Here is a 22793-nt window from a genome sequence, read left to right as displayed (position 1 = left end):
GTGAATAGACATGAAGGTCAATCAAGCTGAATTTATTATCAGCGCAGTTGGACCTAGCCAATATCCTGAGGATGCCTTGCCGGAAATTGCTCTGGCAGGGCGTTCTAATGTCGGGAAATCATCGCTCATTAACCGGATGATCGCCCGCAAGAATTTGGCCAGAACCAGCTCGCAGCCAGGCAAAACGCAAACGCTTAACTATTACAAAATCAATCAGGACTTATATTTCGTCGATCTTCCCGGGTATGGCTATGCAAAAGTATCCAAAACAGAGCGTGAAAAGTGGGGCAAATTCATCGAGAGTTACTTACTTAATCGCGAACCTCTCAAACTTGTCATGCAGTTAATCGACTTGCGGCATCCGCCAACCAAGGACGATCAGGCGATGTACGAATGGCTGCGGCATAAAGACTTGCCTGTTTTAGTTGTTGCGACCAAGGCGGACAAGATTCCGAAAAGCAGATGGCAAAAACATGCCAAAATTGTTCGGGAAACACTCGGTATGGATCAAGGTTATCATCCGCTGCTGTTTTCTTCCGAGCTTGGCTTAGGCAAAGACGAGCTTTGGGGAATTATTGAGAAGTATATTGGATATGAGACGCAGGAACAGACGGAAAACAACGTGTAGAGAGCTTGAATAATTCTGAATCAGTAACATCCCATTTGCAGAATGTGAAGGGGTGTTTTTTTCGTTCAAATACCATTTTGACAAGGAGATAGAAATCCTTTATACTACAATTAAACATTTAGATAATTATCTAAATATCTAAAAAATGAGGTGGCCCCTGTGAACGACTCGTTTAAAGCGTTATCCGATCCGACCCGAAGAGCGATTATAAAGCTGCTTCGTGATAAAGATCGAACAGCTGGCGAAATTGCCGAGCATTTTCAAATGACCAAGCCAAGTATTTCTCACCATCTTAACGCGCTTAAGACTGCAAAGCTGATTGTAGATGAACGCCAAGGACAGAATATTATGTACTCGCTGAATACGACAGTTGTGCAAGAAGTCGTGGGTTGGTTCATGGATATTATTAAAAAAGGAGATGAGTAAGAATGAATAAACATACAAAATTTTCGTGGGGCTGGAGAGACATTCTGCTGTTAATTATTACGTGTGTACCTATAGGAGTCGCTGTCGTGATCTACCAAGATTTGCCTAACCAAATGGCTTCTCACTTTGATTTGAGCGGCAATGTCAACGGTTATATGGGCAAATTTTCTTTTATTATCTTCATGTCGCTGCTCAATTTATTCCTGGCATTCTCATTAAAAGTGATGCCTATTCTGGACCCGAAACGGGCGAATTATACAAAATTTCTGGATGTTTATGAATTGCTTCGCTTTGTAATCGTCATTTTTTTAAGCGGCATATTTATGATAGTTCTGTTATATAACCGCGGCTATGATATTTCAATGACAACTGTTCTCTTTTTGTTCCTGGGCGGTTTATGGATCATTTTCGGAAATTATATGGGCCGTATTCGGCACAATTACACGCTGGGCATTCGCACGCCGTGGACGCTGGCAAGTGAAGAAGTTTGGAGACGAACGCATCGTTTGGCGGCGCCGCTGTGGGTGCTTTGTGGGCTTGTCATGATTTTTAGCGGTTTCTTTGGCGCGGCTCTTGTTCCATATTTGCTTTTGTTCAGCATCGCAGTTTCAATTGGTTATCCCATTATTTATTCTTTTCTCGTGTATCGCAAGCTTGACCAAGGAAGAGGTTAAAAAACCATGATCAATTCTTTAACAATCACAGGCATCCTTTTGCAAGGGATCATTCCTATCGTTGCTGTTGTAAGTATGTTTATTTTCTTCTATAAAAATGAACGATTTAGCTGGAAGCCTGTCTGGATCGGCGCCCTCACGTTTTTCATTTTTACGCAAATATTAGAGAAATTGCTGCATGCTGCCGTCCTCGGCACCAATTTGAACATAGCTCCAAACCCACTGCTCTTGATTATTTATGGACCGCTTGCAGCCGGAATTTTCGAAGAAACAGGCAGGTTTCTGGCCATGCGTTTTGTTCTGAAGCTTCATCGCGAGAGAAGAGATGGCATCGCTTTTGGTCTCGGGCATGGGGGCTTTGAGGCGCTGTTCATTGGTGTTATTGTCTGTATTCAGAGCTTGATTTACGCGCTGCTCCTTAATCAGGGAAAGTTGGATGCCGTTCTGGCGGGTAAAATGCCAACTGAAGCAATTGCGACTTTGAAAGCGGGTTTGATAGGGGTTCCATTCACGCATTTTGTTGTTGGCGGGCTTGAGAGGGTGCTGGCGTTGTTGATCCAGATTGCCCTGTCCATCTTCGTGATGTATGGCATTCGGTATGCGAAAAAATGGATCTTGCCTGCTGCTATTTTGCTGCATGCCGCATTTGATTTTTTTCCAGCGTTGTATCAGGCCCATTATGTAAATTTGTGGACGGCGGAGTGCTTCGTGGCAATAAGCGGATGTATAGCGGTTGTGTATATAGCCAGATCCCGCAAAGTTCACGAGCATTAACATTTTATTCTCAGATCTTGAGGGAACTATGGATGAAACGAAGGGAAACAGAGGTAATCTCATGAAATTCCAGCTTCTTGGTGAGGAAATGCGGATTTTAATCGATTTCTCCTGAAATTTACTGGATCGGCCGCAGGAATATTAAGCTCTCGTGTAGTATAATAATAAGCAAGGTAAGAGTTAATGGCTTGAAAACAAAGAATCGAGGGATTTTTATGGCACAAAGGTTAGCGACTGAATATGTCAAAACCTGCCTACAGTTAACGGAAGCCGAGATGTTCAAGTTTTTCCAGATGTTTGTGGATCATCAAGTGACCCTGCAGGTTAAAGTGTTGGAGAATGGCAATCAAGAGGTTGTTTTTCAAGACGATGCAGGTCAGGAGATTGTCCTTTCATTTGAGCAGAAATCGGGCCTATATGAATGTACAGGATCTTGTCGATTAAGCAATACCTTGCTGGCAAATTTGATGCGTAAAGCGGTTTCTGAGTTCAAAGGAAGCGCCATTGTGAATCGAATTTATCCAGGCTACACGATGGTTTACTATTATGAACGCGGCACTGTTGTGAAGATTGAAGAAGTGAAAGGGCAGCTCTTGACCGTCATTTATGAATTCAAAGATACGATTGGTCAAATGGAGCAGTTGTTTCAGAAGAACGAAATTGAACGTGAAATCAGTGCGATTTATGAGCAGATTAATTACCTTCTTGATTTGCGCAACGCGATGCAAGATCAAGATACTCATCAACAGATTGACATTCGCCTTAGTGGACTGACGCATCGTTTGTTTACACTAGAGGCTTAAACTAACATAAATTCACTGAAATGAGGACCCTGAGCAAGGGTTCTTTTTGTTAGGACGCACATCCAGACGTCGATCAACATATTGTAGGTACTGAATCCAAAAGCGTGAGAGGCGCTGGCAAAAAAAACTATTGCATTTCTAGTCAATAGATGTTATTTTTATTTTCGTTGACAACAATATAGGAACCAGGATTCACTCAGGACATTGAATGTTGCGAGAGATTATTCCCTCGGGAAGTGAATGACGTAGGTCCTAGCGGATGAAATTTTTTCAAACATTTTATTCCTAGGAAGGGGGAACCGAAAGATGGAAATGGAATACTCAACTTTCGGAAGACACGTTGCTGTAGATACTTGGGGGGTAGATTTCGAACTTCTGAACAATGCAGATTGGCTGCAGGCTCAGATGGTAGAAGCTGCCGAGGTATGCGGAGCAACCGTACTATCTGTACAATCTAAGCAGTTCGAACCACAAGGAGCAACCGTACTTGTTATGTTGTCCGAGAGTCATCTCTCCATTCATACTTATCCTGAGAGAGGTTTTGCCGCGCTAGATTGCTATACTTGCGGTGAGACAGTTGACCCTCAATTAGCAATCGACTTCATGGTATCCGTATTGAAACCAGAGACGGTTTATGCGAAAAAGCTAGTTCGCGGAATCGGTGAATTGCAAGTTGAAACTCCTGAAATGAAGCAAGCAGAGCTTGTTAAATAAGAGACTGCTCATACCCATAACGAAAACCACGGAGAAATCCGTGGTTATTTGTTTGTCCCAGACCCCATAGACTTTAATAACGCGGGAGGGGGCGGGATGGCATGAGGAGAAGATTGGCAAGAAAAGCAGCCATTTATGGGATCGTACTGTTTCTTGTGATATGGCCTATCTATCAAGTCGTTCAAATGTTGAGCAGTCATAAAGAAGAGCACGACGCGACGCATTTGCTGTATCAGGTATCCCTTTTCCAAATGGAGCTTCTCAATAATGATCTTGCAGAAGCAGGAAAGGCGAAGGATACGGCAGAGCTGAATGCGGTTAAACAAGCGTTGTATTCAGCTGGTTATACCCATGAACGATTGGTCCTGGCGGTTGGAGGTAATGAGTATCTGACCTCATTGAATTCCATCACACAGCTCATGCAGTATATACAGAGGCTTCAAATTGGCGGCGAGCGGCAGCTGAAGCCGGAGGAACTGCAGCTCCTTCAGGACTCGGCTAATCAGTATAAGGCTATCTATCAAGCATATGAGAAAGCCATGTCTGCGAAAGGAGATATGATTTCTTCCCAGAATGCGAAGCTGGCACAATTAGACGCCGCGTTGGCAACGGCCATTCGTAAAAAAATGCTGCAATAGCAGTTTTTATGCCAGTTATGGTATATACGAGCAGCTTGCTGTGAAAACTAACGAGCAGACGAAGCATTCATAAATTGGTCAAAAAAATTGTCGGAATGCTTGTTTTGCTGTGCTATAATGATTCATAGAAATGAACGGGAAGGCAGGTGGAACCTTTGCATATTATCGCAGTAGGCTTAAACTATCGGACAGCTCCGGTTGAAATTCGGGAAAAATTCGCTTTTTCCGAAAGTGATTTACCAAAAGCTTTGGCAGAATTGAAAGAAACGAAAAGCATACTTGAATGTGTCATTGTAGCCACCTGTAACCGTACGGAAATATACGCGGTTGTAGACAGAGCGCAATTGTGCAGTCATTATATTACACACTTTATTGAGCGCTGGTTTGGCGTTCCCAAAGATCAGTTTCAGAAGCATCTGTATATGTATGAAAATGATAAAGCGACGGAGCACCTTTTCCGCGTCACAAGCGGTTTGGATTCCATGGTTATCGGGGAAACGCAAATACTTGGACAAGTGCGGGATGCTTTTTTATTGTCGCAAAATTTGAAAACGACAGGAGCTTTTTTCAATACGTTGTTTAAGCAATCCGTTACGCTTGCCAAGCGGGCACACTCGGAGACAGGCATTAGCGACAATCCCGTTTCTGTCAGTTACGCCGCAGTTGAGCTTGGTAAACGGATTTTTGGCTCCTATACGAACAAGACCGTCATGATTATTGGAGCTGGCAAGATGAGTGAGCTAACCGTAAAGCATTTGTATGCGAACGGGGCTAATAAAGTGGTTGTTGTGAATCGTACTTTCGAGAAAGCCGCGCAGCTCGCTGAGAAGTTTAATGGCATTCCTTGTACGATAGATAAGATGCTGGAGCAAATGCCGGATGTTGATATTATCATCAGCTCTACTGGAGCTCCTGGTTATGTCCTCACGAAAAAAGACATCCAGCCTTATTTGCAAAAAAGAAAGTCGCGCCCTCTCTTTATGATGGATATCGCGGTTCCGCGGGATTTGGATCCGCAGATTAGCGATTTACCTAATGTGTTCTTGTATGACATTGACGATTTGGAAAATATCGTTGACAAGCATTTGCAGGAAAGAAAAAAGGAAGCGGCAAAGATTGAATTGATGATTGAAAGTGAAATGGCTGTTTTTGACCAATGGACCAAGACGCTTGGTGTTAGTCCGGTTATCCATGCACTTCAAACGAAAGCCAATCTAATTCATGAAGAAACGATGGACAGTATGATGAAAAAGCTTCCTGATTTGGATGAACGGGAAGTAAAAATTATTCGCAAATTAACCAAAAGCATTGTGAATCAAGTGCTTCGGGATCCGATCCTGCGCATTAAGGAAATGGCAGGAGAGCGTCACGGCGATGAAGCATTGGAGCTGTTCACCAAGCTGTTCGCTCTTGAAGAAACATTGGAGCAGCATGAACAAGCGGCTGAGTTGGCACAAGAAGCAGAACGGATCGTAGCGGAAGCTGAAGAGAAGCGCCTCCAGGACGAGAAAAATTCTATGTTTGGTCTACAGGCTGCAGACGCTCTAGCGCGATCTTGAATGAAGGGCGCTGAAATCGCCAAGGAGAGGTGCCATGGTCACACGTAGTTGGTTGTTCGATGCGATGATCTATATGTATGCCCTGAGCCTACTGTTTTACTTTTCCGACTTTGCGAATGCGAACCGGAACGCAAAACGGATGGGGACGGGGCTGCTTTTGTTTGTATGGGTGTTACAAACCGCCTATTTGGCAATTAGCCTATATGGCCATTTGACGGAGTGGGCGTTCTCGCGCTCTGATGTATTATTTATGTTTTCGTGGCTGATTGTCACGATTTCACTCATTGTCAACCGGTTCTTTCGAATTGAATTGTTCGTATTCTTCGTGAATGTGTTAGGATTTGCGATACTTGCTTTAAATGTGTTTGGCAATCCGCATGTGAAGCCGATTATTGCCGGCTGGGACATCAATGACGAGCTATTATTCATACATATTACACTAGCAATCGGAAGTTATGCGGCATTTTCAATAGCAGCCATTTTCTCTTGCATGTATTTATTTCTTCACAGAATGCTTAAGGAAAAGAAATTTTCACAAACTGTGATGAGGCTTCCGTCGTTAGAGAAAATTGAGCAGTATACTTATTTGGCCGTTATTATTGGAGCGCCGCTTCTTATGCTGGCTTTGAGTCTTGGCATTGTGTGGGTCGTTCTGGAGGGGAATAACAACCTTCTCTATGATCCAAAGGTGCTTAACTCGGTGTTTGTTCTTCTTGCCTATACGTTTTATTTATTTCAACATCATTCCATGCGAATTTCGGGGAAAAGGCTGGCTGCCTGGAACCTTGCCGCTTTCGTTGTTGTAGTTATTAATTTCGTTGTATCGAATTTTGTATCTGGGTTTCATGATTGGATCTGGAGTTGAGTGGAATGAAGCATCAATATCCGATTGTGTTAAATGTACAGGGACATAGCTGCCTAATTGTCGGCGGCGGAAAAATTGCCGAACGTAAAGCTCTTTCCCTTGTGGGGGCTGGAGCTCGTGTAACGGTGTTGAGTCCTGAATGCAGCGATGGGCTGGTTGAAATGGAGAGGCGAGGTTTAGTGGTTATAGACCGTCGTACGTACTCTCCTTCAGCCATGTTGGACATCGTTTCGAACAATAAGGGCAAGGTGCCCTTCATGCTTGTGGTTGCAGCGACGAATCGTTCCGAAGTGAATGAGGCTGTATACAAAACAGCCATTGAAGAAGGACTTTTAGTCAATGTCGTCGATCAGCCTGAGCTTAGTTCGTTTATATTGCCTTCTGTTGTGCGGAGAGGCAAACTCGTTATTGCTGTGTCGACTGGGGGCGCAAGTCCATCTCTAGGGCGAAAAATAGCGAAAGAGCTCGAAGATGCTTATGGGGATGAATATGAGTCTTACCTTGATTTTCTAAGCGAAGCCCGTCTGAAGGTGCAACAACGCGTTGAGGATGGCGCATTTAGACAGCAGATTTTCAAAGAGATGCTGGAATGGGATGTGCTGTCCAAGATTCGTTCCGGTACGTTCGAACCTTGGAAGAATGAGCTGTTCACGGCAATCGATCATGAGTTCGAATGGTCAACGATTAAAGGATTTGGGTTCCAACTATAGAGAGGGCGGGAGAGATAGAGATGAGAACCATAATTGTGGGTACAAGACAAAGCGCGCTTGCGTTAACGCAAACGGGGCAAGTCGTGGAACAATTGAAACAATTGGCTGTTGAACTCGGCATTTCCTGTCAATTTGAGATTAAGAAAATTGTAACCAAAGGCGACCGTATCCTGGACGTTACACTGTCCAAAGTAGGCGGCAAAGGCCTGTTCGTGAAGGAAATCGAACAGGCACTTATGGACGGCGATATCGACATGGCCGTCCACAGCATGAAAGATATGCCCTTCGAGCTACCCGAAGGGCTGGTTGTGGGAGCGGTGCCCCACCGCGAGGATCCTCGCGACGCGCTGATCACGCGGGGGCTTCGCTCCCTGGACGAGCTGCCGCAGGGCGCGCTCGTCGGAACAAGCTCGTTGCGCCGCGCCAGCCAGCTGCAGCACGCCCGTCCGGACCTCCGCATCGAGTCGGTCCGGGGCAATATCGATTCGAGGCTGCGCAAGCTCGAAGAGGAGAACTTCGATGCGATTCTGCTTGCCGCGGCCGGTTTGCACCGGATCGGCTGGCAGGATCGCATCAGCGCGTACTTGCCGCCCGAGGTGTGCCTCCCTGCCGTTGGGCAGGGAGCGCTGTGCATCGAGTGCCGGGGCGGCGACGCCTTCATGCTGGACCTGCTCGGCAGGTTCCAGCATGAACCGACAGCGCTCGCGGTGCGAGCGGAGCGGGCTTTCCTTGGCAGACTCAATGGAGGCTGCCAGGTGCCGCTCGGCGCGTACGCGAGCGTGACCAGCGAGGCGTCAGATGTGCCAATACTGACGCTGACGGGCATGGTCGGTACGCCTGACGGCTTGACCATGCTCAAGGAAGCTGCTTCCGGCAGTGATCCGGAAGCGCTTGGCCAGCTTGTTGCAGACAAGCTGATCGCGCAGGGCGCGGATCGTATTTTAGCTGAGGTGAGGGAGGGATCGGTGTGAGCGGAGTGAGTAAAGGAAAGGTTTACCTAGTAGGTGCTGGACCCGGAGATCCCAAACTAATCACGATTCGAGGCTTGGAAGCCATTCAGAAAGCAGATGTGATTGTCTATGACCGTCTTGCCACACCGCGGTTATTAAAACACCGAAGACCGGATGCTGAGTTGATCTTTGTCGGCAAGTTACCGGATAAGCATATGATGAAGCAGGAACAAATCAACCAGTTGCTGGTTGATCTCGCCCTGCAAGGCAAAATTGTAACGCGACTCAAGGGCGGCGATCCTAGTGTATTCGGCCGTGTCGGCGAAGAAGCGGAACTGCTCGCGGATAATGACGTCACCTACGAAATTATTCCCGGCATTACGTCCTCCATTGCGGTTCCGGCTTATGCAGGCATTCCGGTGACACACCGCGACTTTACTTCTTCTTTTGCAATCATCACGGGTCACGAGTATCCCAACAAAACGTACTCAAATCTTGATTGGGAGCATTTGGCTAAAGCCGTCGGGACAATGGTATTTCTCATGGGCGTTGCCAATTTGGAGCATATTTGCAGCGAACTGATTCGCTGCGGCAAATCGCCGCAAATGCCTGTTGCGCTTGTTCGTTGGGGCACCTGGACGGATCAGGCGACGATTACAGGCACGCTGGAGGATATCTCGGAAAAGGTCAAACAAGCGAATTTTCAATCGCCTGCGGTCATTATCGTCGGAGAAGTCGTCAAGCTCCGGGACAAGCTGGCTTGGATCGAGAAAAAGCCGCTGTTTGGACGCAGAGTTCTAGTTACACGAGCAAGAAGCCAAGCAAGCGAGCTTGTTGATCTTATCGACGAGCTAGGGGGAGAAGCGGTCGAATTTCCGGTAATACGTCTTCAAACGCCAAGTCGTCCCGACGTGTTGCAGAAGCTCGATGAGACTTTGGACAGGCTTCAAGAGTTTGATTGGATTTTGCTAACGAGCGTGAACGGTGTCGAATTTTTCTTCCGCAGACTGCGTGAGAAGCGCATCGATGTTCGCCGAATGGGCAATGCGCGCATTGCAGCTGTTGGCCCCAAAACTGCAGAGGCACTCGCATCGTACGGCATTCTCGCTGATGTTCTGCCTGCGAAATATCAAGCGGAGGATATGCTGGAGGCCATACAAGCTGAGCTGAAGCCCGGCCAGAAAGTGCTGCTGCCGACGGCTGATCTCGCTCGTGAATATTTGCCTTCGAAGCTTGCAGAGCTAGGGCTTCAGGTTACAGAAGTCGATGTGTACGAAAACGTGCTGGCTATCGAGGATGGCGAGGAAGTCGTCTCTCTTTTGCAAAATCAAGGCATTCATATCATAACTTTTACGAGCTCGTCTACCGTAACGAATTTGCTCGAGGCTTTGCGTCAGCTGGGGGTGGAAGATCCGCTCAGTTTGCTGCAAGGCGCGGAGATTGCGTGTATTGGACCGAAGACGGCAGAAACCGCCCGTCAGTCGGGGCTGTCGATCACATATATGGCGGAGGAAGCAACAGTGGCTTCACTCGCTGAAAGCTTGTCCCGCCGGAAATAAATAGGCTTATATTTATCACTTAGGAGGCGGATTTTTCATGAGTTTCCCCGTTATTCGTAACCGCCGCTTGCGCGGCTCATCTGCACTTCGTAATTTGGTTCGTGAAAATCAAGTAACCGTCCATGATGTCGTTCAGCCGGTATTTGTTACCTATGGCACGGATATTAAATCGGAGATTCCATCTATGCCAGGGGTGTACCATTTTTCATTGGACCGGGTGGAGGAAGAAATTAATGAGATCACGTCGCTAGGCATTCAAGCGATACTCTTGTTCGGTGTTCCTGAGCATAAGGATGCGGTAGGAACGTCTGCTTACGATGAAGAGGGCATTGTCCAACAAGCTACTCGCCGTATTAAAGAGTTGAATCCTAACCTTCTGATCATTGCCGATACTTGCTTGTGCCAATTTACGGATACCGGCCATTGCGGCGTTATCCATCACAATCCGATTACTGGTCAAGCAGATATTCATAATGATCACTCTTTGGAACTGCTCGTTCGCACGGCGGTTTCGCAAGCGAAAGCCGGCGCTGATATTATAGCGCCTTCCAATATGATGGACGGCTATGTGCATGCGATTCGTGCGGGACTTGATGAAGAGGGCTTCGAGAACGTTCCTGTTATGGCGTATTCTGTAAAATACGCTTCAGCTTACTATGGTCCCTTCCGGGATGCTGTACACTCTGCGCCTCAGTTCGGCGATCGCAAAACGTATCAAATGGATCCGGCTAATGGTCGCGAAGCTTTGCGTGAAGCGGAAAGCGACGTGATGGAAGGCGCCGATTTTCTGATGGTGAAGCCAGCGCTTGCTTATATGGATATCATTCGGTTGTTGAAAGATAACTTTGATTTGCCTGTGGTTGCGTATAATGTTAGCGCGGAGTATGCCATGGTCAAAGCTGCTGCAGCGCAGGGTTGGATTAACGAAGAGGCTATCGTCATGGAAACAATGACCGGCTTTAAGCGCGCCGGCGCTGACATTATTTTGACGTACTTCGCTAAAGATATCGCGCGTTATTTGCAAAATCGCTAGTATCCGGCACAAGAACCATTCCACCTAGAGCTGCTAGGCGCGGATGGTTCTTTTGTCATACTTTTGTCGTTTTCCGTAAGCTTTCGTCGGTTGTGACAAGCGTATAAATAGGGCATAATGGATGAGAATAGATGGAAACAAAATGGTCGGAAAAAGAGGAAGGTGCCTCATGAGTTATAACGATAATTTTATTAAAGCCTGCCGTAAGGAAAAAGTGGATACTCTGCCTGTCTGGTACATGCGCCAAGCTGGTCGGTATGACCCGGATTACCGTAAAATCAAAGAAAAATATTCGTTGCTGGAAATATGCCAGCAGCCAGAACTTGCGGCTGAAGTGACATTGATGCCAGTTAAGAAATTGGGCGTAGATGCGGCTATCTTGTATTCTGATATTATGAATCCGGTCGCGTCGCTGGGGATCGATTTTGATATCGTAAAAAATATTGGTCCTGTTATTCATACGCCTATTCGCTCCGCGCAGGATGTAGAGCGAATGCGTCCTATCGATGTAGATAAAGATCTGTCCCACATTATTCAAACGATACAGATTTTACATAAAGAGCTTGAAGTGCCTTTGATTTCTTTTGCAGGGGCTCCCTTCACGATTGCCAGCTATCTAATTGAAGGAAAACCTTCCAAGAGCTATATCCGCACGAAACAGATGATGTATTCGGAGCCTACCGTATGGTACGCCTTGATGGACAAGCTAGGCGATATGGTCATTACGTATTTGAAATCCCATATTGCTGCAGGAGCCAAGGCTGTGCAAGTATTCGATAGTTGGGTTGGCGCGCTGTCTCCAGCAGATTTCAAGATGTATGTGCTGCCGACCATGACCAGAATTTTCAAAGAGTTGTCGGACCTTAAAGAACCAAAAATTTATTTCCCGGGTGTCAGCTCAGGGGAATTGCTGCCTTATCTTACTAATCTTCAAGCAGATGTTATCGGCCTCGACTGGCGAATTCCGATTACGGAAGGGCGCAGAAGAGTGGGGGATCGTTTTGCTGTGCAAGGAAACTTGGATCCTTACGTATTGACAGCTCCTATGAGTGTCATCGAAAGACAAGCGAAAGCCATTATTGACGAGGGTATTCTGCAACCGGGTTATATCTTTAATTTGGGCCACGGCTTGTTCCCTGAAGCATCCCTTGAGAAATTGAAAGAGCTTACTACATTCATTCATACGTACTCGCATTCCGTTCTATCTCAGCAAGCAGAAAAGAGTGGTGTTTAAGATGACAAATCGTCGTATTGGTGTGTTAGTCATGTCCTATGGAACTCCAGCAAGCCTGGATCAAATTGAAGCGTACTATACGCATATAAGACGCGGCCATCCGCCGACGCCAGAGCAACTGCATGAATTGAAATCGCGTTATGAAGCGATTGTGGGGGGCTTTTTTCCGCTGCGTGAAAATACGAATAAGCAAGTTCAAGGCTTGGAGAAAACGCTAAATCAGGAGCACGCCGAGTTTGAATTCGTTTGTTACCAGGGCTTGAAGCATGCTCAGCCGTACGTAGAAGATGGCGTAGAGCAAATGGTGAAGGACGGAATTACAGAAGCGGTAGGTGTGGTGCTCGCTCCTCATTATTCCACAATGAGTGTTGGCGGATATGTGAAACGGGCAAAAGAGAAGGCGGATGAGCTTGGCTTGAAGATCGATTTTGTTGCCAGCTATCATTTGCATCCGAAGCTGATTGAGGCTTTATGTACACGTGTTGAGAAGGCTCTGGATAAATTTACGGATGTAAAACAGGATGAGGTACGCGTCATATTTACAGCACACAGCCTTCCTGAGAAAATTCTGGAAATGAAAGATCCCTATCCGGATCAATTGCTAGCAACATCCAGAGCTATTGCCGATCGCGTAGGGCTAACCAATTGGCAGTTTGGATGGCAAAGCGCTGGACAGACCGCTACACCGTGGCTTGGCCCGGATATTTTGGATGTGCTCCAGACGATTAGCAAGGAAGAGAATGTGAAGAACGTTTTACTTTGCCCGATTGGATTCGTCTCGGATCATCTGGAGGTTCTTTATGATATTGATATCGAGGCTCAGGCGTTGGCTAGAGAGCTTGGACTTCATTTGGAGCGCACGGAATCGCTCAATACAGACCCTCTTTATATGCAAACATTAAGTGATGTTGTTTATGAGAAAGTGAATACTTCGAGGTTGTCATGAGTACGAAGAAACCGCATTTTATGATTATCGGCGGTGGGATTACAGGACTTAGCGCCGCTTTTTATCTCAAAAAGCAGTTGGATTCAAAAGGGATTGACGCACATCTGAGCGTGGTGGAGAAATCTTCGGCTTTCGGCGGTAAGATCCATACGATCGAACGGGACGGCTTTGTCATCGAAAAGGGACCTGATTCGGTGCTGGCCCGTAAACGGCCGACGATTGATCTTGCGCGCGATTTGGGGCTTGAGGGAGAGCTGACCGGTACGAATCCGAAGGCGAAGAAGACCTACATTGTCCGTCAAGGCAAAATGCACCGCATGCCTCCGGGTCTCGTGTTAGGCATCCCTACTCAAATAACGCCATTTATGCAAACAGGGCTCATATCGCCGCTTGGTAAAATGCGCGCTGCGCTCGATCTCTTAAAGCCGAAACGGCAAGGAACGGCGGATGAGTCGCTGGGGCATTTTCTTGAAAGGCGTTTGGGTAAAGAGGTGTTAGAGCGGATCGTTGAGCCGCTGCTTGCAGGTATCTATGCGGGGGATACGTTCAAACTGAGCTTGAAAGCGACTTTCCCTCAATTCCAAGCGATGGAGCAGAATCATCGGAGTTTAATCCTGGGCATGATCGCAAGCCGCAAAACGAGCACGGATGAAACTGCGCACGTACCGGCAGCCGTTCGAAGCTCAGCTTTTGTCACGTTCAAGAAGGGACTGCAGACGCTAGTAAACGGTCTGGTGAACGCCTTGGAAGATGTTGACATGCGGACAGACACTGGCGTGGTCTCGGTTAGGGAGTTCGGCGAAGATCAGTCGGAGATTACATTTGAAGATGGTCACAGGGAGGTCGTTGACGGTGTGATTATATCCACGCCAACGTTTCAGGCCGCTCAAGTGTTATCGCATGTGCCCGCTGCTTCCGCTTTGAAAAAAATTGACTATATTTCAGTAGCCAATGTCATTATGGCCTTTGATCGCAAGGATATTCCGTTTGAACTGGATGCCTCCGGGTTTCTCGTTCCACATTACGAAGATCGTACGATCACAGCCTGTACATGGACGTCGGCGAAATGGCTGCATACGGCGCCTGAAGGAAAGGTTCTGCTGCGTTGCTATATTGGGCGTGCCGGTCGTCAAGAGTGGCTGCAGTGGAGCGATGAAGAGCTTGTACAGAAGGCGCGTCATGATATAGGAGAGCTGCTAGGTTTGCATACTGTCCCACTGTTCACGGAAGTGACGCGATTGCAGCAGTCGATGCCGCAATATCCGGTCGGCCATTTGGAGCAGGTTGCGCTTTTCCGGAAAGAGCTTGCGGCCGCGATGCCGAATGTGCTAGTGACAGGTGCAGGATTTCATGGAGTCGGTATTCCCGATTGTATAAGACAGGGTAAAGAAGCTGCTTCGCAGCTGGCTGACCTCCTGTTGCAGCGTATCCAATAAGGAAGTGGGAGGGTGATAACTTTGAAAAATTCGACAAGAATCGACAATCTTTCTGCAGCGGCGTTTCAAGAGTCTAAGAAGGTAATTCCAGGTGGCGTAAACAGCCCTGTACGCGCCTTCAAGTCCGTCGGTTTAACACCAATGTTTATGGAAAAAGGTGTGGGCTCCCGTGTAACGGATATTGATGGGAACACCTATATCGACTATGTAGGCTCCTGGGGACCGTTAATTGTTGGACATGCTAATCCGGTCGTGCTGGAGGCGGTTAAAGCTACTGCGGAAAAAGGAACTAGTTTCGGCGCACCAACTCTTCTGGAGACCGAAATGGCCAAGCTGGTCATTGAGCGTGTGCCTTCCATTGAGATGGTGCGTATGGTGAACTCGGGAACGGAAGCGACGATGAGCGCGCTGCGGCTCGCGCGAGGCTTCACGAAGCGAAACAAAATCGTGAAATTCGAGGGCAGCTATCACGGCCATGCCGATGCGTTATTGATTAAAGCAGGCTCAGGCGTTGCTACGCTCGGTCTGCCGGACAGCCCGGGGGTTCCTGAAGGTGTCGCTGCTAATACGATTACGGTGCCTTACAACGACTTGGAATCGGTCCGGCTTGTGTTTGAGAAATATGGCGAAGACATCGCTGCGCTTATCGTGGAGCCGATTGCAGGGAATATGGGGGTTGTTCCCCCGGCGGAAGGTTTCCTGCAAGGGCTTCGCGCCGTAACGGAGCAATATGGTTCCCTGCTCATCTTTGACGAGGTGATGACAGGTTTCCGTGTTCATAAGCACTGTGCTCAGGGCTTGTTTGGAATTACGCCCGACCTGACGTGCTTAGGTAAAGTCATTGGCGGCGGGCTGCCGGTTGGAGCTTACGGCGGCAGGCTCGATATCATGGAACAGATTGCTCCGGCAGGCCCGATCTATCAGGCGGGTACGCTCTCGGGCAACCCGCTTGCGATGGCTGCGGGGTATGCGACCTTAACCCTGCTCGGTGAACCGGGCGTTTACGAGGAACTGGAGCGCAAGTCGGCGTTACTGGAGGCTGGATTCACGAGGAATGCGGCCGAGTTAGGCGTAGCCTGCACGATTAATCGCGTAGGGTCTATGATTTGCCCATTCTTTACCGAGCAGAAGGTTGTTAATTATGAGACGGCCAAAACATCGGATATAGGCAAGTTCAATGCCTATTTCGGCCATTTGCTGGATCTTGGCGTATCGGTTGCGCCTTCTCAGTTTGAAGGGATGTTCGTTTCCACGGCTCACTCGGATGAAGATATCGCAGCGACGATCGAAGCGCACCGCGAAGCCTTGAAACGATTATAAAAGAATAGACTGTCCCAGTGGATTGGTGAATAGGGACGGTCCCCAACAATGAATAAAAAACCTTCATCCCCAGGAAAACGTGGGATGAAGGTTTTTTATTTGCAAACATGCTCCGCATGGCAGGAGCTGGCAGGCCGCTTGTTGTCAAAAGAGGTAAGGTCCATTTTGACTCTTACAGTGGATGCAACAAACAAATTCTGAGCTGTAGCGCCCCAAAAGGACGCTACAGCCCGAGACAAAAGGTAGTCAGCTTGTTGTCAAAAGAGGTAAGGTCCATTTTGGCCTTTACAGTGGATGCAACAAGCAAATTCTGGTCTGTAGCGCCCGAAAGGACGCTACAGACCGAAACAAAGGCAGGCCGCTTGATGTCAAAAGCCGAAAGGTCCATTTTGACCTTTACAGTGGATGCAACAAGCAATCCCTGATCCGTAGCGCCCCAAAAGGACGCTACAGCCCTAGACAAAGGCAAGCCGCTTGATGTCAAAAGCGGTAAGGTCCATTTTGACCTTTACAGTGGATGCAAACAAGCAAATTCTGGTCTGTAGCTTCCCAAAAGGACGCTACAGCCCTAGACAAAAGGGCCGGCCGCTTGATGTCAAAAGCCGAAAGGTCCATTTTGACCTTTACAGTGGATGCAACAAGCAATCCCTGATCCGTAGCGCCCCAAAAGGAGGCTACAGACTGAAGCAAAGTGGGCGAATCTCCCATAAACAAACAAGAACCTTCAAAACCACAATAAAAGTGGAACTGAAGGTTCTTGTTGTTCTTGCTAATTACTATAAAGTTGGAAACTGCCAAACTGCAATTTCCGAACTAGCTTTCGGGACAACCCTTCTCTATGTATAGGGAGATAACTAGTTTGACTTTACATTCGTTGAAGGCGTTGGGGACGCATTGATGCCCGTCCCTGCTTGTCCTTGCTGTCCAGCAGGACTGGTGCTCGCGGCAGGCGGTGTGCTGGCCTTAGGAGGTGTTGAGGCACCAGCATTGGCGCCTCCAGTCCCAGTTCCTGTATTCGTATTGCCGCTACTACCGTTTCCTTGCGTATTCCCTTGATTCGGCGAAGCCGAAGATGAGGCTTCCGGTTTCCCTGAAGGGCTTGGTTTACTGGAGCTATTACCTGTGCTCGACGGAGAACTAGATGCGCCATTTTTCCCTTGTTCTTCGGATCCAGGGCTTGATTCAGGCTTCACCGAAGAAGTAGGCGTTGCCGTTGCTTTCGGTGTTGCTGTTGCTTTCGGCGCATTTGCTTTTTTCTCGGCTTGTTCTTTCAAAAATTCAGGATGATCGTAGGCGCCGCCTGGATCAATATTAGTTAGGCCTTCCCAAACATTATTTACCTTGACGCTTTCCGGATGATCGAATACAAGGAAAGCGGATGGCAATCTGCGCTCGCCGTAACGGCTGGAAGGCTTGGTCACCAGCTCATCATTATAAACAAGTTCGGAGGAAGCTCCGCCATCCAAGAAGCCTGCGTTAATGACGCCGTCAGCAAGGAATAAATCCTGTACTTCTTTAAGTGTCGCGCCTACGCTGTGCGTTTGGCGGCCGTCGATGACGATGAAGATGACCGTACCGTCCGCTTTTTGCCCGACTGCGGTACGCGGTGCGCGTCCCCAGCCTCCGTCGCCGCTAGTAATCAGCGGTTTGCCGTTAGCAATAACGCGGGGGTAGAAGGAGACGGCATCCGTTACATTCAAACTGAGAAGCTCGTTAATCGTATATTTTCCGATAATGAGCGTACCCTCTTTGGTAAACCCGACGATGTGTTGAGGCACGCTGCCGTCTTGGTCGGTATAGAGGATCTGGCCACCGGACATAATAGCTCCAATCGGCGCAAATCCGTTGCCAAGCCCGTCCGGATCGTTAAATCCTCCGCCATTGACACCGGCGACAGCCCCCGTGCGTTCAACCATCGACGTTATGCGTTCGCCTTCGCCTTGCTTGGCGGGGACAACAACGCGAATCGTTCTTGGATCGTACACGTACATTTTCTTGCCTTTCCAGAACTGGCCGGATATGTCTTCCACTTTGACGAGGTTGTCCGTAGAGCGGTTTTTATTATACTTAACCGCATGCAAATCTTGTTTTTCGACCGAGTTAATCTCCGTCAGGTTTTGCATTTCCAGCACCATTTGGTCCCTGCGCTCCGCCCCTACAAAGATCCATGCCCAGTCACGATGCTGCGTTGTGATGACCGTTTTGGCCATATACTCGCGCAAATACTCGCCAGGGGGAGTCAAAAATAAAAAGCTTGAACAAAGAAATGTAAACGCCGCTATTGCAAGCAGCATACGTTTCAGCCAACTATAACTACGAAAATGATCCAATATTGCAGTACCCAAGGTTATTCCTCTCCTGCTCTCTTTTTCTACAGAATCTACTTCCTGCGACGATGTCGAAAAAACACAATACTAGACTTATATTATCATAATTTCACATGCAATTGTTATTGGTAATTGTTAAAATAAAGTGTACGATATTCCTCACGCTTAAGGAGTTTTCATTTACTATGAAAAGATATTATTTTTTTGATTTCCCGATAGATTTGGGTTTGTTGGTTTTTGGCTTTCTTCTTGTGCTAGCCGTGATCGTCATTTCTTTTAAACGGTCGAAATCATGATGGCTTGGAAGCGCAAAGGAGAATGGCTGGAATTGCCCCTTCCTCATGCACAGTGGAAAGCGCTGCAGCCCCGCGCGATTGAAGAACTGTCGGCCATACTGCCGGTTCCTCGCAAACTATTTCTGCGGCTGGCTTCGCAAGGGGGAGTTCTTGTGCAAGGAAATAAGCTTCTCCTGCGCATGTTCCCAGAGGAAAAAGCATCGTTTGTCCCGGAGTATGCTGATTTGGATATTTGTTACGAAGACGAGTTTTGTCTGGTCGTGAATAAACCGGCAGGGATGTCGATTCATCCTGCTGAAGCTGGGCAATCGGGGACATTGGCCTCCGCAGTGGCTTATTATTTTGCCTCGACGGGACAAGCCTGCGGGATTAGGCATATTCATCGATTGGACCAAGATACGACGGGAGCTGTTCTCTACGCCAAAAATGAATGGGCGCATATCCTGCTGGATGAAGCGATGCGAGATAAACGGATCGACCGCAGGTACGCGGGACTCGCACAGGGCACTTTTCGCGCGAGTCAAGGAACATTTGGCGCACCGATCGGCCGGGATCGCCATCATTCCGGCAAGCGCCGAGTGACGCCTACGGGAGATCCGGCGGTTACTCATTACCATGTTGTTAGGCAGATGAGAGGTGCCGCTCATATCGAGCTTAAGCTGGAGACAGGACGTACGCACCAGATTCGGGTTCACCTTAGTCATGCGGGGCATCCGCTTATCGGCGATACGCTCTATGGGGGCTCAGCGGCGCTACTGAACCGGCAAGCGCTCCATGGCGAACGGTTATTGTTCGACCATCCCGTCACAGGCGAACAGATTACGGCGCATGCTCCTTGGCCTGCAGATATGCTGAAATTGCTGGATAAGCTGAAAGCTTAATAAAAATGTAGTCATGCCTTCTCCTTTTCACCCATATACTTTTAGAGACAAAGAATGTAATGGTTGTATAATTCGAATGCCAATCGCATTGCGGATTGAAGGAAGGGAGGATGTACAGTGGCTGAACAGCAACCAGGATTAAGATTTGATATTTATGAACGCGTCCACCTGCATGAAGGATTAGCGGGCATACAAGAGTTAAACGACGTTGAACTGCTTCCGCACATTCAGGTAATAACACTTGACGATCAGGCGATCCTGAAAGGAAATTTACTGCTAACAGGCAATTATTCCAGTATTGAGGGGGAAGAGCCACGGTCTCTGGAGCACTTGATTCCTGTGGAAATTACCCTGCCGCTTAACCGGATTCATCGCGTGGATGACATTCAGATCGAAATCGAGAATTTTGATGTGGACTTATTGTCTGCGAGAAGCTTGAATGTGACAGGTGTCTTGTCCTTGACCGGAGTGGAAATGGTTTCAGCTCCGATCGAGCGCTGGCGGGAGGAAGAGGAGATTACGTTTATTCACCAAGCGGACTTCACTCGTAATGAACCAGCGCCTCCGACATCGCCCCATGAACCTGTGCCTACACCGTATCAAGAGCCAACTTATCCGTACACACCGGCACCTGAACCTGAGCCTGAGCTTGTAAATACGGCTCCTTTAGTCCAGCAGGAGCCCGTTGTACAAGAAGTGGAACCTCCTGCAGATAGCCATTTTGTTGTGGAGGTGGAATCTACTGAATTGAAGGTGACGCCTCATCAAGAGAACACGGTTGTTACGGAAGAGAAGAAAGAGCTTAAGGTTGCTTTCGGCAAGAAGGCGAATGAAGCGGTTGACATCAATCCCTATGGCATCAAATCGCTTTTGTCCAAAGCAGGCGCGGTTCTTTCCGATAAGCGCAAGGAGGGGGCGGACGCGCAGGCGGCTGAAGATGCGAAAATAGATGCCGTAGAATGGAAGCGTCTGTTTTTGCAGAGCAGCGCGGGTTCGCAAGAATTCCGCAAGCTGAAGATGTGTATCGTACAGAGAGAAGAAACGCTGGAAACTATCGCAAAAAAGTATCAGGTTAATCCACGCGAGCTGCAATTATTGAATCGTCTTAGCGATCAGGAAGTAAGCGCGGGGCAGGTTATCTACTTGCCCAAATAAAGTACATAACAAGAGCCTCTGGCTGCGATTACGCGGCTGGGGGCTCTTTATGTTGCTGCGGAACGATAGTCAAAATATTAGCTTGACTTAGAGTCGACTCTAAGGTTTACAGTCTTTCTAAAGCCAAATCCGATTAGTAAAAGGAGAATGATGCATGATGATTACAAATGAAAAGAAGAATGAGTCGATAATCGTTACGAGGTATGGCGGTCCGGAGGTGCTCCAAATCATTCAAAGCCCGATGCCAACGCCTGGCTATGGGGAAGTACGGATCAAGGTCAAAGCAATTGGTGTCGCACTTGCGGATAGCATGCGAAGAGAAGGGGTGTATCCGGGCACTCCGAAAACGCCCTTTACCCCTGGATATGATATAATAGGAGAAATAGACGCGGTTGGCGACGGTGTATCGAAGTCGCGTTTAGGAACGCTTGTGGCAGCTATGACGCAAGGAACGGGCGGATATACAAGGAACATTTGTGTACAGGAATCAGAAGCTATTGAGGTTCCTAGTGGGGTAAATGTTGGGGAGGCAGTCGCGCTTGTGCTGAACTATGTGACAGCTTACCAAATGCTGAACCGCATTGTTTCTATCGAAACTAACGGCCGAATTCTCATCCATGGAGCCTCAGGCGGCGTGGGTACTGCCTTGCTCGATTTAGGGCGATTGTATGGCTTGAACATGTATGGAACAGCTTCCGCGCATAAGCATGCGGCATTAGCTGAATATGGAGCTAAACTGATTGATTACAAGCAGGATGATTTTGTAAAAGTGATTGGGCAGGAAGCTCCGCATGGCATCGACGCTGTGTTTGATCCAATCGGCCAAGAGAATTGGGAGCGATCGAAGCAAGTGCTGAAAGCTGGAGGCATACTGGTTGGATATGGATTTACATCCATATTGGAAGATCAGCAGCCATCTCAAGATAAGATTCAAGAGGTTGCAGGTCAATGGATGCAGCTATCGGAGCCCGGCTCGCAGTCGGAATCCGTCCAAACAATTGCTTTTAGCACGACAGGCGCCAAGCAACAGAAGCCGGATCACTTCCGAACGGATTTGACAGAGTTGTTCGATCTCTTATCACGGGGAAAAATTAAACCTTTAATATCGCGCATGTTTGACTTCAGTGAAGCTGGGCTGGCGCACGAACTTGTGAAAAGACAATCGGCAATTGGGAAAATTGTGCTGCTAAGTCAGGAGGAATGAACTTGTTCATACGCGAGGTAGAGAAGCAAACAGGAATGTCCGCGCATACGATTCGTTACTATGAGAAGATGGGGCTCCTGCCCGGAATTGCGAGGTCGAGCACGGGCGTGCGCAGTTTTACCGAAGCGGATGTAAACTTGCTTGCTTTTATTGGTTCGCTCAAAAAAACGGGCATGTCGCTGGAGCATATGACTGTGTTTTTGCAGGAGGGTTGTCTGATTGAGCGAGTAAAGAAAGGTAATGCCAGCCCTCAGCTCGTTGAAGACCGCTTAAAACTTCTTCGGACACACAAGCTGCATTTGCTTGAACAGATGCGTGATCTGGAGTCGCTGATTGAGGCAGTTAACGTCAAAACGGACTATTATGAAAATTTGCTGCGGGACGGCTGCATCTTTTCGGCAGATGCATAATGTACGTATAATCGGCAATACTGGAATGATATATTGACTCTATTTCAAATGTTCGTTATTATATGATGTAAATCATTTTGAGTAATACTGGAAACGTTGAAAGGGAGTAGTAGGCGGATAGCCCCTTCAGAGAGTGGAACTGCAGCGCTGAAAGGTTCCATAGGAAGCAGCCGATCGAAGTCACCCCGGAGTTGTAAACGTGATAGTAAAGAGGAGTCTCTTCTCGCTTTCTACAGCGTTTGCCGGCCGCA

General features: G+C 47.9%; 22 protein-coding genes and 1 other annotated feature (1 of these 23 running past the window's edge). Of the genes, 21 read left to right on the top strand and 1 reads right to left on the bottom strand.

Annotated elements, in window-relative coordinates:
* The first annotated feature begins 10 nt into the window (after positions 1–10).
* The 17 genes from yihA to hemL all read left to right on the top strand — a co-directional run bounded on the left by yihA (position 11) and on the right by hemL (position 16269).
* Positions 11–628, top strand: coding sequence for a ribosome biogenesis GTP-binding protein YihA/YsxC (gene yihA, locus ABRS97_RS13385; protein WP_367814577.1), 618 nt, complete (start codon positions 11–13; stop codon positions 626–628).
* A gap of 159 nt (positions 629–787) precedes the next feature.
* Entirely contained in the window at positions 788–1054 is a 267-nt protein-coding gene (locus ABRS97_RS13380; protein ID WP_367814575.1) for an autorepressor SdpR family transcription factor, read from the top strand.
* Positions 1055–1056: 2 nt separating this feature from the next.
* Positions 1057–1728: an SdpI family protein gene (locus tag ABRS97_RS13375; protein WP_367814573.1), complete on the top strand. Its 672-nt coding sequence runs from the start codon at positions 1057–1059 to the stop codon at positions 1726–1728.
* 6 nt (positions 1729–1734) lie between these two features.
* Positions 1735–2502 (top strand): YhfC family intramembrane metalloprotease, encoded by a 768-nt coding sequence (locus ABRS97_RS13370; protein WP_367814572.1) that lies wholly within the window; start codon positions 1735–1737, stop codon positions 2500–2502.
* A gap of 215 nt (positions 2503–2717) precedes the next feature.
* Positions 2718–3305, top strand: coding sequence for a non-ribosomal peptide synthetase module (locus ABRS97_RS13365; protein ID WP_367814570.1), 588 nt, complete (start codon positions 2718–2720; stop codon positions 3303–3305).
* A 312-nt stretch (positions 3306–3617) separates the two neighbouring features.
* Positions 3618–4019: an adenosylmethionine decarboxylase gene (gene speD / locus ABRS97_RS13360; RefSeq protein ID WP_367814889.1), complete on the top strand. Its 402-nt coding sequence runs from the start codon at positions 3618–3620 to the stop codon at positions 4017–4019.
* Between the two features lie 101 nt (positions 4020–4120).
* Entirely contained in the window at positions 4121–4657 is a 537-nt protein-coding gene (locus ABRS97_RS13355) for an S-adenosylmethionine decarboxylase (protein WP_367814568.1), read from the top strand.
* A gap of 155 nt (positions 4658–4812) precedes the next feature.
* Positions 4813–6216, top strand: coding sequence for a glutamyl-tRNA reductase (gene hemA / locus ABRS97_RS13350; protein ID WP_367814566.1), 1404 nt, complete (start codon positions 4813–4815; stop codon positions 6214–6216).
* 34 nt (positions 6217–6250) lie between these two features.
* The gene (locus ABRS97_RS13345; RefSeq protein WP_367814565.1) at positions 6251–7081 is read left to right on the top strand and encodes a cytochrome C assembly family protein; all 831 of its coding nucleotides are present in this window, start codon (positions 6251–6253) and stop codon (positions 7079–7081) included.
* 5 nt (positions 7082–7086) lie between these two features.
* Positions 7087–7791: a precorrin-2 dehydrogenase/sirohydrochlorin ferrochelatase family protein gene (locus ABRS97_RS13340; protein WP_367814563.1), complete on the top strand. Its 705-nt coding sequence runs from the start codon at positions 7087–7089 to the stop codon at positions 7789–7791.
* Positions 7792–7811: 20 nt separating this feature from the next.
* Positions 7812–8762 (top strand): hydroxymethylbilane synthase, encoded by a 951-nt coding sequence (gene hemC, locus ABRS97_RS13335; protein ID WP_367814561.1) that lies wholly within the window; start codon positions 7812–7814, stop codon positions 8760–8762.
* A gap of 5 nt (positions 8763–8767) precedes the next feature.
* Complete coding sequence (gene cobA / locus ABRS97_RS13330; RefSeq protein WP_367814887.1) at positions 8768–10300, top strand: uroporphyrinogen-III C-methyltransferase; 1533 nt, start codon at positions 8768–8770, stop codon at positions 10298–10300.
* A gap of 37 nt (positions 10301–10337) precedes the next feature.
* Complete coding sequence (hemB, locus tag ABRS97_RS13325) at positions 10338–11333, top strand: porphobilinogen synthase (RefSeq protein ID WP_367814559.1); 996 nt, start codon at positions 10338–10340, stop codon at positions 11331–11333.
* A 169-nt stretch (positions 11334–11502) separates the two neighbouring features.
* Positions 11503–12567 carry a uroporphyrinogen decarboxylase gene (gene hemE, locus ABRS97_RS13320; protein ID WP_367814558.1) on the top strand — a complete coding sequence of 355 codons (1065 nt, stop codon included), beginning with the start codon at positions 11503–11505 and terminating at the stop codon, positions 12565–12567.
* A 1-nt stretch (position 12568) separates the two neighbouring features.
* Positions 12569–13513 carry a ferrochelatase gene (gene hemH / locus ABRS97_RS13315; protein ID WP_367814557.1) on the top strand — a complete coding sequence of 315 codons (945 nt, stop codon included), beginning with the start codon at positions 12569–12571 and terminating at the stop codon, positions 13511–13513.
* Entirely contained in the window at positions 13510–14949 is a 1440-nt protein-coding gene (hemG, locus tag ABRS97_RS13310; protein WP_367814555.1) for a protoporphyrinogen oxidase, read from the top strand. The genes hemH and hemG overlap by 4 nt, the downstream gene beginning before the upstream one ends.
* 15 nt (positions 14950–14964) lie before the next feature.
* On the top strand, positions 14965–16269 hold the full coding sequence (hemL, locus tag ABRS97_RS13305; RefSeq protein ID WP_367814885.1) for a glutamate-1-semialdehyde 2,1-aminomutase: 1305 nt from the start codon (positions 14965–14967) through the stop codon (positions 16267–16269).
* An 854-nt stretch (positions 16270–17123) separates the two neighbouring features.
* Here hemL and ABRS97_RS13300 read toward each other — a convergent pair.
* Positions 17124–18614: a phosphodiester glycosidase family protein gene (locus ABRS97_RS13300; RefSeq protein ID WP_367814554.1), complete on the bottom strand. Its 1491-nt coding sequence runs from the start codon at positions 18612–18614 to the stop codon at positions 17124–17126.
* A gap of 274 nt (positions 18615–18888) precedes the next feature.
* On the opposite strand from ABRS97_RS13300, the gene ABRS97_RS13295 reads away from it, so the two are divergent.
* The 4 genes from ABRS97_RS13295 to ABRS97_RS13280 all read left to right on the top strand — a co-directional run bounded on the left by ABRS97_RS13295 (position 18889) and on the right by ABRS97_RS13280 (position 22542).
* Positions 18889–19773: an RluA family pseudouridine synthase gene (locus tag ABRS97_RS13295; protein WP_367814552.1), complete on the top strand. Its 885-nt coding sequence runs from the start codon at positions 18889–18891 to the stop codon at positions 19771–19773.
* A gap of 117 nt (positions 19774–19890) precedes the next feature.
* Positions 19891–20928: a LysM peptidoglycan-binding domain-containing protein gene (locus ABRS97_RS13290; protein ID WP_367814551.1), complete on the top strand. Its 1038-nt coding sequence runs from the start codon at positions 19891–19893 to the stop codon at positions 20926–20928.
* 154 nt (positions 20929–21082) lie between these two features.
* Positions 21083–22132, top strand: coding sequence for a medium chain dehydrogenase/reductase family protein (locus ABRS97_RS13285; protein WP_367814549.1), 1050 nt, complete (start codon positions 21083–21085; stop codon positions 22130–22132).
* A 2-nt stretch (positions 22133–22134) separates the two neighbouring features.
* Positions 22135–22542: a MerR family transcriptional regulator gene (locus ABRS97_RS13280; protein ID WP_367814547.1), complete on the top strand. Its 408-nt coding sequence runs from the start codon at positions 22135–22137 to the stop codon at positions 22540–22542.
* Between the two features lie 87 nt (positions 22543–22629).
* Positions 22630–22793, top strand: a binding site (T-box leader); it runs 90 nt beyond the window's last position.

Origin of the sequence: Paenibacillus tabacirhizosphaerae (assembly GCF_040812395.1) — a bacterium.
In the GTDB taxonomy this organism is placed as follows: domain Bacteria; phylum Bacillota; class Bacilli; order Paenibacillales; family NBRC-103111; genus Paenibacillus_E.
Note: the sequence above shows the minus strand (reverse complement) of the source record. Positions and strands in the feature narration are given on the sequence as shown.

Excerpts from the sequence above, each read along its gene's own strand:
- yihA (WP_367814577.1), top strand. The coding sequence starts at position 11 with ATGAAGGTCAATCAAGCTGAATTTATTATCAGCGCAGTTGGACCTAGC.
- ABRS97_RS13375 (WP_367814573.1), top strand. The coding sequence starts at position 1,057 with ATGAATAAACATACAAAATTTTCGTGGGGCTGGAGAGACATTCTGCTG.
- ABRS97_RS13370 (WP_367814572.1), top strand. The coding sequence starts at position 1,735 with ATGATCAATTCTTTAACAATCACAGGCATCCTTTTGCAAGGGATCATT.
- ABRS97_RS13365 (WP_367814570.1), top strand. The coding sequence starts at position 2,718 with ATGGCACAAAGGTTAGCGACTGAATATGTCAAAACCTGCCTACAGTTA.
- speD (WP_367814889.1), top strand. The coding sequence starts at position 3,618 with ATGGAATACTCAACTTTCGGAAGACACGTTGCTGTAGATACTTGGGGG.
- ABRS97_RS13355 (WP_367814568.1), top strand. The coding sequence starts at position 4,121 with ATGAGGAGAAGATTGGCAAGAAAAGCAGCCATTTATGGGATCGTACTG.
- ABRS97_RS13345 (WP_367814565.1), top strand. The coding sequence starts at position 6,251 with ATGGTCACACGTAGTTGGTTGTTCGATGCGATGATCTATATGTATGCC.
- ABRS97_RS13340 (WP_367814563.1), top strand. The coding sequence starts at position 7,087 with ATGAAGCATCAATATCCGATTGTGTTAAATGTACAGGGACATAGCTGC.
- hemC (WP_367814561.1), top strand. The coding sequence starts at position 7,812 with ATGAGAACCATAATTGTGGGTACAAGACAAAGCGCGCTTGCGTTAACG.
- hemB (WP_367814559.1), top strand. The coding sequence starts at position 10,338 with ATGAGTTTCCCCGTTATTCGTAACCGCCGCTTGCGCGGCTCATCTGCA.
- hemE (WP_367814558.1), top strand. The coding sequence starts at position 11,503 with ATGAGTTATAACGATAATTTTATTAAAGCCTGCCGTAAGGAAAAAGTG.
- hemH (WP_367814557.1), top strand. The coding sequence starts at position 12,569 with ATGACAAATCGTCGTATTGGTGTGTTAGTCATGTCCTATGGAACTCCA.
- hemG (WP_367814555.1), top strand. The coding sequence starts at position 13,510 with ATGAGTACGAAGAAACCGCATTTTATGATTATCGGCGGTGGGATTACA.
- ABRS97_RS13295 (WP_367814552.1), top strand. The coding sequence starts at position 18,889 with ATGATGGCTTGGAAGCGCAAAGGAGAATGGCTGGAATTGCCCCTTCCT.
- ABRS97_RS13285 (WP_367814549.1), top strand. The coding sequence starts at position 21,083 with ATGATGATTACAAATGAAAAGAAGAATGAGTCGATAATCGTTACGAGG.